At 39.3% G+C, this 15,020-nt stretch carries 10 protein-coding genes; 6 read left to right on the plus strand and 4 right to left on the minus strand.

The window, feature by feature from the left end:
• Positions 1 to 3: 3 nt before the first annotated feature.
• Positions 4 to 3,687, plus strand: a complete 3,684-nt coding sequence (locus AABS66_RS10980) for an AAA family ATPase (protein ID WP_206084555.1) — start codon at positions 4 to 6, stop codon at positions 3,685 to 3,687.
• Positions 3,688 to 3,738: 51 nt separating this feature from the next.
• Here AABS66_RS10980 and AABS66_RS10985 read toward each other — a convergent pair whose 3' ends face one another.
• Both AABS66_RS10985 and AABS66_RS10990 read right to left on the minus strand, forming a co-directional pair.
• Entirely contained in the window at positions 3,739 to 5,022 is a 1,284-nt protein-coding gene (locus AABS66_RS10985; RefSeq protein ID WP_206084554.1) for a cystathionine gamma-synthase family protein, read from the minus strand.
• A 49-nt stretch (positions 5,023 to 5,071) separates the two neighbouring features.
• Positions 5,072 to 6,106, minus strand: a complete 1,035-nt coding sequence (locus AABS66_RS10990; RefSeq protein WP_206084553.1) for an isopenicillin N synthase family dioxygenase — start codon at positions 6,104 to 6,106, stop codon at positions 5,072 to 5,074.
• A gap of 250 nt (positions 6,107 to 6,356) precedes the next feature.
• Here AABS66_RS10990 and AABS66_RS10995 point away from each other — a divergent pair, with 250 nt between their 5' ends.
• From AABS66_RS10995 to AABS66_RS11005, 3 genes are all read left to right on the plus strand, one after another.
• Positions 6,357 to 7,217 carry a MetQ/NlpA family ABC transporter substrate-binding protein gene (locus AABS66_RS10995; RefSeq protein WP_272538978.1) on the plus strand — a complete coding sequence of 287 codons (861 nt, stop codon included), beginning with the start codon at positions 6,357 to 6,359 and terminating at the stop codon, positions 7,215 to 7,217.
• Between the two features lie 350 nt (positions 7,218 to 7,567).
• On the plus strand, positions 7,568 to 8,167 hold the full coding sequence (locus AABS66_RS11000; protein WP_206084551.1) for a nitroreductase family protein: 600 nt from the start codon (positions 7,568 to 7,570) through the stop codon (positions 8,165 to 8,167).
• A gap of 449 nt (positions 8,168 to 8,616) precedes the next feature.
• On the plus strand, positions 8,617 to 8,916 hold the full coding sequence (locus AABS66_RS11005) for a type 1 fimbrial protein (RefSeq protein ID WP_206084550.1): 300 nt from the start codon (positions 8,617 to 8,619) through the stop codon (positions 8,914 to 8,916).
• Between the two features lie 175 nt (positions 8,917 to 9,091).
• On the opposite strand, the gene AABS66_RS11010 is transcribed toward AABS66_RS11005, so the two are convergent.
• Both AABS66_RS11010 and mak read right to left on the minus strand, forming a co-directional pair.
• The gene (locus tag AABS66_RS11010) at positions 9,092 to 11,041 is read right to left on the minus strand and encodes a bifunctional 2',3'-cyclic-nucleotide 2'-phosphodiesterase/3'-nucleotidase (RefSeq protein ID WP_206084549.1); all 1,950 of its coding nucleotides are present in this window, start codon (positions 11,039 to 11,041) and stop codon (positions 9,092 to 9,094) included.
• A 784-nt stretch (positions 11,042 to 11,825) separates the two neighbouring features.
• The gene (mak, locus tag AABS66_RS11015; RefSeq protein WP_206084548.1) at positions 11,826 to 12,731 is read right to left on the minus strand and encodes a fructokinase; all 906 of its coding nucleotides are present in this window, start codon (positions 12,729 to 12,731) and stop codon (positions 11,826 to 11,828) included.
• A 210-nt stretch (positions 12,732 to 12,941) separates the two neighbouring features.
• Between mak and rdgC the strand changes: the two genes are divergently transcribed.
• A complete protein-coding gene (rdgC, locus tag AABS66_RS11020; RefSeq protein ID WP_430224915.1) occupies positions 12,942 to 13,847 on the plus strand; it encodes a recombination-associated protein RdgC in 906 nt (301 codons plus the stop codon).
• 240 nt (positions 13,848 to 14,087) lie between these two features.
• On the plus strand, positions 14,088 to 14,597 hold the full coding sequence (locus AABS66_RS11025) for a GNAT family N-acetyltransferase (protein WP_206084546.1): 510 nt from the start codon (positions 14,088 to 14,090) through the stop codon (positions 14,595 to 14,597).
• Positions 14,598 to 15,020: the final 423 nt, after the last annotated feature.

The raw sequence follows: 15,020 nt of genomic DNA on the forward strand, positions 1-15,020 counted from the left end.
GATATGAAAATCTTAAGCTTACGCCTCAAAAATATTAATTCTCTCAAAGGTGAATGGAAAATTGACTTTACGCAAGAGCCGTTTGCCAGCCAGGGGCTATTTGCCATCACAGGCGCAACGGGTGCGGGGAAAACCACCTTATTGGATGCCATCTGCTTAGCGCTATATCATCGGACACCACGATTAGATTCAATTTCCGCAAGCCAAAACGAGCTGATGACCCGCCACACCGGGGACTGCCTTGCTGAAGTGGAATTTGAAGTCAAAGGTGCGGCCTATCGCGCATTTTGGAGCCAACGCCGCGCAGGTAATAAACCAGATGGCAACTTGCAACCACCGAAAGCGGAACTTGCCCAAGTGGCTGATGGCAAAATCATTACCGTTAAGGTATCTGAAATTCGCGACCAAATAACCAAAATTACAGGGTTAGATTTTGGCCGCTTTACAAAATCCATCTTGCTATCGCAAGGGGACTTTGCCGCTTTCTTAAACGCTTCCGAAAAAGAACGCGCTGACCTACTTGAAGAAATTACAGGCACAGAAATTTATAGCCAAATATCCAAATATATTTTTAACCAACACAAGCAAGCAAAAACAGATTTAGATCTCTTAAAAGCCAGAGCGCAAAGTATTAATTTACTTACGGAATCAGAACACCAAGAGCTGCTAGAACAGCAAAATACGTTACTGAAACACGAAACTGAAATAAAGCAAAAGCGTGCACAGCATCAACAGGAACTTAATTGGTGGCAACAACACAACCAGCTCACTGTGAGATTACAATCACTTGATAATGAACTAAAAAATGCCCAACTTGAATACCAAACGGCGCAACCACAACTGAAGAAACTATCGAATGGCGAACCTGCGGAGTCGCTACGCCCTCTTTGGCAAAATATTGAAAGTCTACAGAGGCAACTCACTGAATACACAGAACAACAGCAGCAGTTACAACTCAATCTGGAAAAACAACAGGCCGAACGAACGCCGCTACAAGCCACACTCATTCAATCTCAGGATGAACACCGCAAACATATTGATTTTGTAAAACAACAAAACCAAATGATTGATGAAACAGTTCGCCCTCTCGATAACCAAATTTTGCAGTTAACGCAGCAACAACACGAATTAAAACAACAAATAGCTGAAAAAAAGGTAACTTTTGAACAAAAACAACAGTGGATAAATGAGACACAAGGCCAGATTCAACAAGCAACCCATCAACTTAACGAGTTGAACATATTTCTAAATGAAAAACAAAAAGATGCAGATATCAACGCGCAAATAGGCAGTTGGAAACAGCAAGGGCGTTTTATTTTTGAATTAGGAGATCAGCTCAATACCTTATTACAGAAACAAAAGAAACTCTCAAACGAAATTGAACAACTGCAAGTGGATAAACAAAAACGCACAGAAGAATTAACACAGACTACGTCCACCTTAGAAAAACACACACTCGCGTTTAAAAGACAAGAACAACAATACAAAGCCGACCAAGAAAAATACGATATTTATGCAGTTAATCAACAGATTGAGCAACTGCAAACGCGTTTACAGCATGCCAAATTATTACCGTTAATGTTGTCCCAATACCTGAGTGCGCAAAACCAATTACAGCAACACAATCAGCAACATGCTGATTTACAGCAACAGAGCAGCCAAACACAAAAAGAACGCGAACTGACTGAGTCTCAAATCAATGAGTTGGCACCTCGCATCAAACTAACCAATGAAAAGTACCAATTAGAACAGAAAATTGTCAGTTTAGAGCAAGAACGTCAACAACTCGTTTCAGGAAAACCGTGCCCACTATGTGGTTCCACGCAACATCCAGCGGTACAAACATACCAATCCATTCACCTGAGCGAAACACAACAGCAACTCATTCACTTAACTGAGCAGCTTGACCACCTTAAACAACAACAAACTAAGTTATCCACGCTATCCGAAACACAGCAGCTACGCCAAAAAGAGCAAGCACAACAATTGCAGCAAACCACTGCTCACCTAGATAGCTTGGTTCACAACTGGAAAAAAACATGTGAGCAAGCACTTACACCTGAATTAGCACTGAACGAGCAGGCGGTGAGTGCCTTTATCAATGAGCTAACCGCTAAACTAACACAACAACAAAAAATCACCCATGAATTCATGACATTAGAGCGTGAATATCAGCAAGCTAAGCAGTTGCAGCACGACCAGCAAACGTATTTAACTCAACAACAAGCAGGCCTTTCACTCATTGAAGAGCGATTAAAATATCAAACCCAATTATTTGATGAATCGCAGAGAGAACTAGCTCAATTACAGCAACGAAAAAATGAACAAACTGAGCAATTTCAAACAGCTTTAGTCCATTTTGATCTGAACTTACCAGAAAGTGAAAACTTTGATAAATGGGTGAGTGATATCACTCAACGTGGTGAGTTTTACAATACTCAAAAAATCACCGCGCAGGCTCTAAACCAAAAAATTGAGGTCACAAGCGCCACACTTAAATCTGAATCCGACCAATTAAAGCAACTCAATCAGCAAATTGAAAAAGAAGAAACTCAATTTAAACAAGCTAATATAGTCCTTCAGCAAAAAAACGCTGAGCGCAAAACACAACTTTCAGGACTACCTATACCTCTATTTATCCAACAGATGAATACTCAACAAGAGGCGCTTTCGTTAGCTCAAGAACAACTTAGTCAACAGCTAAATGAAGTTGATAAAAATATTGCCTCACTTAATGGTCGCTTGCAGGAGATTATCAAGACACTCAATAAAGCCAAATTCGAACATCAACAAGCGCAAGAGCAATTTAATGATGCACTGGCAAAAAGCCCATTTAGCACGCAACAAACCTTCCTTGAGGCATTGTTAAACCTTGAAGAAAAACAACAGTTAGAAGCGTTAAAGCAACGAGTCAGCCAAACGCTATTGCAAAGTGAGACCCGCCATCAAGAAGGCATGCAAGCACTCGAAGCCCTTAGTCAGCAACGTTCCACAGATTTTTCGTCACTTTCTGAGGCACAATTAAACGACATTATCACAACCCTCGATGAGGAAATTAAACAATATAATCAACAACAAGGGCGCATTATTAATCGCTTAGATACCGATAGACAACAACGCCACCAGCAACAAGATTTACTGCAAGAAATAGAAAAAAGCCAACTCAGTTACGATGATTGGAGTTATTTAAATGCACTCATTGGTTCCGCTGAAGGGGATAAATTCCGCCGCTATGCACAAGGCCTAACGCTTGATTGTTTGGTAACGTTAGCCAACCAACAACTCGATAAGCTCCATGGCCGCTATATATTGCAACGTAGCCACCAAGCTAACTTAGAGTTACAAGTTATCGATAGCTGGCAGGCTGATTCTGTCAGAGATATCAAAACGTTATCTGGGGGAGAAAGCTTTCTTGTTAGTTTAGCATTAGCACTGGCACTTTCAGACATGGTCAGCAACCGCACACAATTAGAGTCACTATTTCTAGATGAAGGATTTGGTACTTTGGATGCCGAAACGCTAGATATTGCCCTTGATGCTCTTGAAAGTCTGAATGCTTCAGGGAAAATGATTGGCGTTATTAGTCATGTAGAAGCGATGAAAGAGCGTATTCCAGTACAGATTAACGTGAAAAAAGCCAATGGCCTTGGTTTTAGCGAGCTACCATCTCAATATCGGTTAAATTAGTCAAGAAAATGGAGAGGAGCAAACCTATTCCTCTCCATAATATTTAATCGCTTAGATGGCGTCTAATGCTTGCTCTAATGCATGTTTTAGGTCATTTACATTCTCGATACCAATAGATAAACGCACTAAGTTATCACTAATCCCAATTTTCTCACGTACTGCTTGTGCAACACCTGAGTGCGTTGTTGAAGCAGGGTGGCTTGCCAATGATTCCGTTCCCCCCAAGCTCACTGCTAGTTTAAAAATCGCGAGATTATCTAAAAAACGGAACGCATCAGCTTCATCTTTTCCAACATTAATGGAGAACGTTGAACCTGCACCACTACATTGTTTCTGATAAACGTGGTGTTCAACACTGCCTTTCGGAAAAAATGCAGGGAAATGCACTTTGCTCACTTTCGGGTGCTGATATAAAAATTCAGCCAGCGTTTGTGCACTGTTATTTGCCCTCTCCATCCGCAATTGCAGCGTTTCCAAAGAACGTCCTAACATCCAGCTTGAATGCGGGTCTAATTGCGTTCCGATGGCATTACGTTGCGCTTTGACTTTTTTCACCAGTTCATGGCTACCTGCAACAGCCCCTGCAACAAGGTCCGAATGTCCACCCACATATTTAGTTAGTGAGTACACACTTAAATCCGCACCTAATGCGAGAGGTTTTTGAAATACAGGGCCCAATAACGTATTGTCACAAATCAATAGTGGGGCTTCTCCACCTTGTTTTTGACCAATTAGTTTCGCTGCTTGGCTCAATAACTCAATATCAACCACTGTATTTAGCGGGTTTGATGGCGTTTCAATATAAATGGCCGCAATCTTTTGGCCTTGCTCAATACTATTTGCCACGTCTAAAACAGCGTTTAAATCACAGCCATTTTGAAAAGGCACTGATGTAATACCAAACCGCTTTAACGTATTGAGAAACAAAGTTTCTGTTCCACCATAGAGTGGTTGTGAATGCAGTAATACATCTCCAGGTTGTAACACCGCCATCAAACAAGTGGTAATCGCTGACATACCGGATGAAAATAAAGCGGCACTTTGTGCCCCTTCATACAACGCTAACCGGTCCTCAACAATTTCACTGTTGGGGTGATTAAATCGTGAATAGACGAGCCCTTGCTTCTGGTGACTAGGCGCTTGTGTGCGCCCACTAACCAAATTAAAGAAATCTTTTCCTTCCTGAGCCGTTTTAAATACAAACGTTGACGTCAGAAAAACGGGAGGCTTAATCGACCCTTCTGAAAGCTGCGGGTCATACCCATAACTCATCATTAAGGTTTCAGGCGATAATGCCCTTCCATTTAAGTCTTTTTTGTAACTTTGATCTGACATACTTAGCTCCAACTGATTTTCTTTTATCAATGTCAATTTGTTCTATTCGTTATAGGATATTACTGTTATTTATTATTTGCGCATATTCCGCAGGGTAAAATCTGCGTGTTACAGCTAAATGTGAACGTAAACGGCCTTTAATCACATTTTTTCCTAAATTGGTAAATAAAGGGTTGAGAGGATCGCTATCAGGCCCTAAAGCTTGTTGTGCTAAATAACTTGGTAAGGTTAATAATGGCACTTCATCAGCAAACACACTTGGGGTAATAAAATAAGCGATGGAATAACGGGAATCACTGTTTTTCTTTCTCACAACTTGGTGCACGTTAGCTCGTAAATAACCGTTAGTTGCTAATTCAAACACTTCACCAATATTTACAACAAATGCATTTTCCAATGGCGCGACATCAATCCAGCCATTATCCGTTTCGACTTGTAGGCCGCCACTGTTGTCTTGCCACAATAAGGTTAAAATACCTGCATCTTTATGAGCACCAACACCTTGTTCTCCATCGTTATTATCTTCTCTCGCGGGATAGTGTATAAGCTTCAATAAATGCTGGGCAGGTTCAGCAATAATGTGCTCAAAGCTATTTTCAGGGAGATCTAAAGCAACCAAAAATGCTTTGATGAGCTTCACTGCAATGGCACGCATATCACTTTGCCATGCCAGCGCTTGCTGTTTCAGCTCGGGTAAGGCCTGAGGCCATTGGTTTGGTCCATGTAAGTTAAACCAAATTGGGTCATTTTCTGTCAGTTCGAGCGCGGGTAACTCTTCACCAATATCAATTTGTTCACGGTAATCAGGCTGATTTCGAGTGCTTTCTTCTGTTGACGCAGTGTAGCCGCGAAAATGGCGAGAATGCGCCATAGAAATCGTTTCTTTTTCTGCCTTTGGTAAGGCAAAAAATTGTTTTGTCGTGGTTAAGAGCTGCTCACGAGATTCTGGTGTAATGTTATGACCAACTAAATAAAAGAAACCGATTTCACGAGCGATAAAACGTAGCTTTTTATAAAAGTCATCTCTGGTTTCAGGATTATCAAGTTCATGTAAATCAATAATAGGCAATTGTGTTAAAGACATAATTAATCAACCTTTTAAATTATTTTTTAGATGGTGAAGAATTTTCACGTTTATTTTTAATATCTGATTAGATACCACAATAAATATTGCTAAAAATAATTTAAAACTATATCGATATAACAATTTCGAATGAGTCCATGTGTATTTTCTGTATATAACCAAAAGCTTAGAGTCTGAATAAAATATTATTTATAAAAAACTATTTTTGTTTGATTAGATATCACCAACAAAAATTATTAGAGATAATCGAATGAAAAAAATATCTGCATTATTATTAGCTTTGTCATTTTCTACGCTAACCGCTTGTTCACAAGAGGAAAGTTCAACCGATAAGCCAAATCAGCAAGAACAAACATCGCAAAAAATTATTATTGGCAGCCATGGAAGTGATGCTGATATATGGAAATTTATTGCGCAATCTCCAAGTGCGAAAGAAGCAAATTTAGATATTGATGTCAAAATCATTGATGATGGGATCACACTTAATGTGGCAACAATTGATGGGGACGTTGATGTCAATGCATTTCAATCATGGGGTTTTTTAAAAGACTTCAATAAAAACCATAATAATAAATTGGCCGCGATTTCCACCACTTATTTTGAACCAATGGGCATTTATTCGGTAAAACATAAAAACCTTGCAGATTTGCCTAAACAAGCCATTGTGGCTATCCCTAATGATGCAGCTAATCATATACGCGCACTAAAATTACTTGAAAAGGCTCAATTAATCACATTAAAACCTGATTTTAATCAAGCGACTGGGTCGACTAATGATATTATTGCAAACCCAAAAGATTTGGTATTTAGACAAATAAAATATGCACATGGCCCAAGAGCTTTGCCTGATGTCGATATTGCCATTATCGGTAATACTGCAGCACAAGAAGGTGGACTTAATGTGTTAAAAGATTCTTTATTTAGAGAACAAAATGATGACACTATCAAGAACAATATTAATTTATTAGTCGTAAAATCGGATAATAAAGATGACCCTAAATTTGCTAAATTAGCACAGTTGTACCACACTGAAGCTGTCAGAAAATATATCATTGATAACTTTGGTGGAACCAAAATTGAAATTACCAAAGATGTCAGTGAACTCAATTAAGTAAAACTAGTTATCATTTTTGTCTAGCGGGATTACGCCCCCGCTAGACCCTTTATCTTGATACATCTTTCCCCCTTTAATATCCTCAATTTTTTTCTACCCATTTGATGCCCAATGTCCTATTTTAACTTATCAAAAACTAAATACTGCAAAAAAATAAATTTAATATATTGAATTTATTACTTATTTATAAAAATAAATCTTAGCCTAAAATTTTGAACCTTACGGTTAAATTTTTTTTCTATGATTTTAACTTTCCCCCGTTATAGTAGTTACTATTGAAACGAACTGCGGCTTCTAAGATAGATTCTATAAAATGCCGTGCGCTAATGAAGATCTAGGAGACTAAAATGTCTAACGCATTTATCGAAATGATTAAAAATCGTCGTACTATTTATAACCTCGGCGATGCTTTACCTGTATCTGAAGAACACGTAACAAAATTAATTAAAGAAGCTGTAAAGCATTCACCATCGTCGTTTAATTCACAAACTTCGCGTGTGGTCATTCTGTTTGGCGCTGAACATAAGAAATTATGGAATATGACCAAAGAAGCTCTGCGTAAAATTGTGCCAGATCAAGCTTTTGCCGCTACCGAACAAAAAATTGATAGTTTTGCAGCGGGAGCAGGTTCTATCCTGTTTTTTGAAGACCAAGACATTGTAAAAGGTTTGCAAGAGCAATTCCCTTTATATGCAGATAACTTCCCAATTTGGTCAGAGCAAGCAAGTGGTATTGCACAATTCGCTGTGTGGACTGCGTTGTCTCAAGAAAATATCGGCGCATCATTACAACACTACAATCCATTAGTGGATAATGATGTACAAAAAACGTGGAACACACCTGCTAATTGGGTCTTACGTGCTCAAATGGTATTTGGTTCGATTAATGCGCCAGCAGGTGATAAAGCCTTTATGGATGACGATGTACGTTTCAAAGTTTTCAAATAAAATGAAACAGTAAGATTTTAAAATAAATGCCCTTATAAAACTATTTATAAGGGCATTTTATTTTCACCATTTCTTAAATCCCCCACAAAATAAATCATCACTAACGATTACCTTAATAAAGAAAATAGAACACCAAATTACTTTTATATTTAAAATTTATTTAATGGAACAATAAATTCAAAAAACATATTTACCAATAAAATTTAACTTAAATAAAAAGATAATTTCACACTACCCTTCTTTGCTATTAATTCAAAAAAAACAATGATTAACGATCAATCGAATGATATAAGAATCAAATAAATTTTGATGTTTATCAATGAACTAAATCGCTCCAATACTAAAATCCAAATATATTTAGAAAATTTAGTTTGCATTACTAATAATTGAACTACACTAAAAGTGAAGGCAAAAAAACACTGTTCTCAGTGTTATTTAGGGGGTGGACTATGAAACGTTTATCTTTACTCACATCTGTAGTTGCTATAATCATTTCAAGTTGTTCTTTCACCTATGCTAGTAATAACTCATCAGGAGGGACAATCACATTCACTGGTTCTGTGTATGAACCACAATGTGCTATAAATGCGAATGACCAAGAACGTGTCAATGTTGTGTGCTACCGAAAAGGAAAAGACATTTCAATGACAGGCTCTTTAAAAAATGGCAAAAAAATAGAATCTGAGTATGTTAAAGTCGAATACGATAAGTTCAGTAAACTACCTATGTTGAATGTGTTTTATGAATAATTTATTAGGTGTCAAAAATCAATAACCGCTCGACGTGTTTCGATAGTTGTCAGTAAAATGCGCCGAGCGTTATTTATTTACCATCAAAATATCTTCCTACCCCATTTTTCTTATTTTATTAATATAAAAAAGCCCACCCAATAGGGCAGGCTCACTATAACGTTAATTAAAACGCTTACTTAGCCGTTAGATCCACTTGGTAGATAGCGAAACCAATGTCATCAGTACCCACTTTTTTCATTGGATACTGTGCATTTTCTTTAATAAAGTTAGCCGCTTTTTCACTTGGTGCAGTTTCAAAGCGAACATCCAGTTTTTTGTCTGTCTTAATTGGTGTAAATGACCAGTTGTTTGCCGCTTTCGTTGAAATTTCACCTTTTTCTTTAGACACTTTAGCAATATACGCGGCTAAAATTGAACGGTTTTCATCTGGAGAAGCAAATGCAATATTACTATCACCTGTACCTGCGAATTTACCACCGTAGCCACGATAGTTGTTGGTTGCCACTAAGAAAGTTGCTTTTGGATCAATCGGTTTACCTTGGTAAGTGACGTTTTTGATTCGGTTAGCATCTTTATTCACGGTTTGGCAATCAACATCATATTTCGCAGGCTGGGTCAGGTCGATTTGATAATCCACGCCACTTATTGTGTCGAAGTTATACGTTCTGAAACCGTTCCAGTTCAGCAAGCTTTGTGGCGCCGTTGATTGTGGGTCGATTTGGTTATACATACCCGCAGAACATTCTAGCCATTCAACCACATCCGCCCCCGTTGCTTTAACCACAACTAACGTGTTTGGATACAGGTAAAGATCCGCTGCATTACGGAACGTTAAATCACCTTTTTCGACTTCAATAAATTCAGTTGGTGAATTCTTACGACCACCCGCTTTAAACGGTGCGGCTGCTGCTAACACGGGTAAATCGGCCAGATCAGGGTCACCCTGAATGAAATTTTTGGTGTAATCGATTTGCGCATCATTGACAATTTGTACCGTTGGGTCACTTTGCACCAACGCTAAGAAGCTGTACATGTTTTCAGACGCTTTACCAATATGTTTACCGACAAACTTACGGGTATCTTCGTGCTCTTTTTCGATAATTTTCGCAAGGTCGCCATCACGTTCAACAAGGGCTTTTTTATTTGGTTTGTCATAAACAGGGCGAGCATGTGCTGTTGCATCAACCACTTTCCATGCACCATCGTCATTGCTAACCACTAAATCGACAACCCCTAAATGATCCCCCCATTGACCTGGCATAACAGCTGGAACACCATTGACAGTTCCTTTTGCAATGTCGACACCTTTGATATCGCTAAAGTCTTTGCTTGGGAACACACCATGTGAGTGACCAAACATAATGGCGTCAATTCCTGGGACTTCACTGAGGTAATACACGGAGTTTTCAGCCATTGCCTTGTAAGGCTCTTGAGAGAAACCTGAGTGAGGAATAGCAACAACTAAATCAGCGCCTTCTTTTTTCATTTGAGGCACAAATTTTTTCGCCGTTTCAGTAATGTCATTAACTAAAACTTTGCCTTCTAAGTTTGGTTTATCCCAAATAAGAATTTGAGGTGGAACAAAACCGATGTAACCCACTTTAATGGTATGCGTTTTCCCGTCTCTATCTTTAACTGGCGTATCAACAATAATGTATGGGTTGAAGTAGTTTTTACCTGTTTTTGCATCAATAATATTGGCATTGATATATGGGAATTTTGCCCCCTCAATGGCTTTATGCAAGAAATCTAATCCAAAGTTGAACTCATGGTTACCAAAGTTACCGACGGTGTAACCCATTGTATTCAGTAGTTTGTGCGCAGGGTGAGATTCGCCATCTTTTAGGCCTTCACCAACGATATAGTCAGCCAGTGGGCTACCTTGGATTAAGTCTCCGTTATCCACGAGTACAGCGTTTGTAGCTTCTTGTTTCGCCGCTTTAATTAAAGTCGCAGTACGAACATAACCAAATTGTTCTGTTGGTTTATCTTTATAATAGTCGAAGTCTACAAGGTTACTGTGAACGTCTGATGTTTCCATAACACGTAAATCAACCGTTGCCGCGTTCGCATTAAATGCGACTAACATAGCAAGTGTTGAGAGCTTCAATACTTTATTCATTTGATCCCCTTAGTTGCCTTTATTGAGAGAAAATTGCCTCTCGAATCCGTATACACACCTTATGCCATTGAGCAAATAACCAACAAAATGGCATTAAAATTTTACACAATGTGCATAACGTCAATTTTTAATGATAATACACTGCAAACAGTAACCATTTTTTGTGACTAAATCACGGTTTTCATCTTTTTATCGAGCCTGATTTTTATATCTGTCACAAAAATGAATTATTCATGACAAATTCACGCCAAATAACTGAAATTATTTTTTTAGTGTTTTGTGAATAATTTTCGTAGGAAAAAAAGAATTGTGATTGATATCACTTAGTATTGAGAAACTTATTTAACTTAAATTTTATGTTTTATAAATATACGTATTATTTAATTTTTAATTAATATAAATTTAATTTAAGCAATAAAAGATGATTATTTAAACATGAAAACTAACACTCTATTTCTTGTTAATTTTCATCACATCCACGCTTTTTTCTAAATAATTCGAGTTGTGGCAAGGCGGCAAAATGAAGACATCCCTAGGAGCATACACAAGTATGTGACTAGGGTGGCTGAATGAAGCCAACGTAGTCACAGCTTGAAGTATGATGAAAAAATGAGTAGCCGAGTACAACTGACACCGCCACAACGTAAATTAGGACAAATAGAGAACCCTATTATTTTCTAACTAATTTTCGGTGTGGCTAGGCGGCAAAGGAGGCTAGCTCAGGGAGCATACACAAGTATGTGACCTGAGTAGCCGAGTGCAGCTAACACCGCCACAACGTAAATTAGGACGAAAATAGCCAAGCCGCGCCGCGTACCCCGCTCGAATCGCCATGCACCGCTTTACGAATGGGTGTATCACACTCACGCCCAAATACCCATGAGCGAATGCGTGTGGGTAGCTCTTCATAGAGGCTATCTACGTTACTCATTCCTCCCCCTAACACGATGACATCAGGGTCAAGCATATTGATCGCCTGCCCTAATGCTTTTGCTAGTCGATTCAAATAATTATCCATCGCAATTTTAGCAAATTTATCCCCTTCTTGGGCTAACTTAACAATGTCTAAACCTATTTTTGCCTCACCCGATAATTTAGCATAATCGGCCATAAAGCCTGTCCCAGAGACAAACAACTCTGTGCAGCCTGTTAAGCCACAATAGCAGTTTTCATTTGATAAGAACTGCCTGTCGCTATCATCTTGCCAGGGTAATGGATTGTGTCCCCATTCCCCTGCTACGCCATTGCCGCCTGAGTGTACTTGCCCATCAAGTGCAATACCTGCGCCACACCCCGTCCCAATGATCACGGCAAAGACCACTTTTGCCCCCGCACCTGCGCCATCAACCGCTTCGGATACCGCTAAACAATTCGCATCATTCGCGACTTTAACTTCACGCCCTAATAATTTTCCTAAATCGGCATCAAAAAACTGGCCATTCAGCCATGTTGAATTGGCATTTTTCACTTTTCCAGTCACAGGAGATAAGGTGCCTGGAATTCCAACTCCCACACTTCCTGTTTGCCCAGTTGCCGTTTCCGCATCATTTACCAAACCGACAATAGCGCTGAGTGTTGCAGGATAGTCGCCTTTTGGTGTTGAAACACGCTTACGAAATAAGGTTTCACCATCATCATCTAATGCAATCACTTCAATTTTCGTGCCACCTAGGTCAATTCCTATTCTCATTGCGCAGCTCTCTTTGATTTTCTTGTTTATTTTCACCATCATGACCTGTCTAGGATGCTTTTTTCAAGTATAAGAGATAAAAACTGAGGGATTGCTTAACTTCCTTAATAGGACCTTAGGCCAAATATATTTTTTTCGCTTAATAACCGACAATTCGTTATCATAGGCCCCTGCTCTAACTGGCTATTTATCAACAAAGGTAGGTTTTTCATGTGGTTCAAGAATATATTGGTCTATCGCCTGAATCGAGATTTGGCACTCTCTGCAGACGATCTGGAAAAACAACTTGCCGCACTTGCCTATCACCCTTGCGGCAGCCAAGACATGATGCAAACAGGTTGGGTCGCGCCGATGAATGGTGCAGATGCCTTAACCCACGCTGCAGGTAACCAAATTCTGATTTGTGCTAAAAAAGAAGAAAAAATGCTGCCATCTCCTGTCATTAAACAAGAAGTACAGGACAAAATAGAGAAACTCGAAGCAGACCAAGGCCGAAAACTCAAAAAAACTGAAAAAGATGCCTTAAAAGACGAAGTCGTTCACACCTTACTACCTCGCGCATTCAGTAAATTTAGCAAAACCTATATTTGGATTGATACCGTCAATCAACTCATTATTGTCGATGCAGCAAGTGCGAAACGCGCTGAAGATAACTTAGCCTTATTACGTAAAAGTTTAGGCTCTCTTCCTGTTGTTCCTCTTACATTTAAAGACCCAATTGAACTCACACTCACCGAATGGATCCGTTCAGGCTCACTCCCTCAAGGCTTTGCTGTGATGGATGAAGCTGAGCTAAAAGCTATCTTAGAAGAAGGCGGAATTATTCGCTGTAAGAAGCAAGATCTGATCTCTGATGAAATTGCGACACATATCGAGGCAGGTAAACTCGTCACGAAGATCGCTTTAGATTGGGAAGAGCGCATTCAATTTATGTTATCTGATGATGGTTCGCTAAAAAGACTTAAATTCAGTGATACATTGAAAGACCAAAATGACGACATCGGCAAAGAAGATTACGCACAAAAATTTGATGCGGATTATGTTCTAATGACAAGCGAACTGAGCGCCTTAATCGCTCGCTTGATTGATGTTCTGGGCGGTGAAGCAGAACACTAACCCTTCTTAAATTTTCTTTCTTATCTCACGATGGCAACGCACTAAAAAGTAAGTTGCCATTTCTTTTTAGACTCCGCTTGCATAGCCACAATTAAGTCATTGACTGGTTGTGAAATCTCTGGTTGATTAAATTACAACCCTGTAACAAATTTACTTTAGTTTCAAATTTGTTAAATAAAAATAATAAATATCAGCCTCCATTATTGGAATTATGGTCAATATTCTATCGAAGGAATAGTCATGAAAGAGCTTATCGAACCTGAAGTGGATGAAAATTCATTAGTTACCTTACAAAAAATCACTGCGGACAATTTCTCAGAAATTTGCCTACTTAGCCACACACTGAGTGAAGCACAACGTAATATGGTTGCTGATAATGCTTACTCAATGGTTGAGGCACAGTTTTCAGACTGTGCCTGGTACAGAGGGATTTATGCGGATGATACCCCCGTTGGATTTATCATGCTGCACTCTGGTTTAGATGATGACGAGCTCGAATATGATGGCATCATGCTCTGGCGCTTCATGATAGCGGAGCCTTACCAAAAATTAGGCTTTGGTCGCGAAGCATTAATCCAAGTAATACGTTATCTAAAAAAGAAAGGTTATCCACGCCTTTATAATAGCTGTGGTGAAGGGGAAGAAAGCCCATTTGAGTTTTATAAAAAACTGGGGTTTATTCCAACTGGCGGATACATCGATGATGAATGTGAGCTGGTGTTAGATATTGCTAGCTGGCAGGACGAATAACCACCACTAATTCAAAATATGAATGCATTGCATCATGATAATCACTGCATTGCTCTAAATAGTCATGAGGTGGCAAGACGGCGAGTGAGGATACGCGGAGCATACACAAGTATGTGACTAACGAAGCCAACAAAGCCACCACTTGAAATATGGGGAGCAATCATAGGGATGTGACTAGAGCCTATGAGTGCAGTCAATAACGCGGCGGCAAGAATTCACCTCGTCAATCAACGAATGATATGGCCTATCATACCGCCAAGATACCCTAAATAATTTGTGTTGCAGCTAGGCGACCACCGAACAGGCTCTAGGAGCATACTAAAGTATGTGACTAGAGCCTATGAGTGCAGTCAACAACGCGGCGGCAAGAATTCATCTCGTCAATCAACGATTGATATGGCCTATCATACCGCCAAGATACCC

The sequence above is a fragment of the Providencia sp. SP181 genome (genome assembly GCF_050446505.1).
Taxonomy (GTDB): Bacteria; Pseudomonadota; Gammaproteobacteria; order Enterobacterales; family Enterobacteriaceae; genus Providencia; species Providencia vermicola.

What these genes read in the sequence shown, in the direction of transcription:
- AABS66_RS10985 (WP_206084554.1), bottom strand. Translation starts at nt 5,022, where the DNA reads ATGTCAGATCAAAGTTACAAAAAAGACTTAAATGGAAGGGCATTATCG.
- AABS66_RS11010 (WP_206084549.1), bottom strand. Translation starts at nt 11,041, where the DNA reads ATGAATAAAGTATTGAAGCTCTCAACACTTGCTATGTTAGTCGCATTT.
- mak (WP_206084548.1), bottom strand. Translation starts at nt 12,731, where the DNA reads ATGAGAATAGGAATTGACCTAGGTGGCACGAAAATTGAAGTGATTGCA.
- AABS66_RS11000 (WP_206084551.1), top strand. Translation starts at nt 7,568, where the DNA reads ATGTCTAACGCATTTATCGAAATGATTAAAAATCGTCGTACTATTTAT.
- rdgC (WP_430224915.1), top strand. Translation starts at nt 12,942, where the DNA reads ATGTGGTTCAAGAATATATTGGTCTATCGCCTGAATCGAGATTTGGCA.
- AABS66_RS10990 (WP_206084553.1), bottom strand. Translation starts at nt 6,106, where the DNA reads ATGTCTTTAACACAATTGCCTATTATTGATTTACATGAACTTGATAAT.
- AABS66_RS10980 (WP_206084555.1), top strand. Translation starts at nt 4, where the DNA reads ATGAAAATCTTAAGCTTACGCCTCAAAAATATTAATTCTCTCAAAGGT.
- AABS66_RS11025 (WP_206084546.1), top strand. Translation starts at nt 14,088, where the DNA reads ATGAAAGAGCTTATCGAACCTGAAGTGGATGAAAATTCATTAGTTACC.
- AABS66_RS10995 (WP_272538978.1), top strand. Translation starts at nt 6,357, where the DNA reads ATGAAAAAAATATCTGCATTATTATTAGCTTTGTCATTTTCTACGCTA.
- AABS66_RS11005 (WP_206084550.1), top strand. Translation starts at nt 8,617, where the DNA reads ATGAAACGTTTATCTTTACTCACATCTGTAGTTGCTATAATCATTTCA.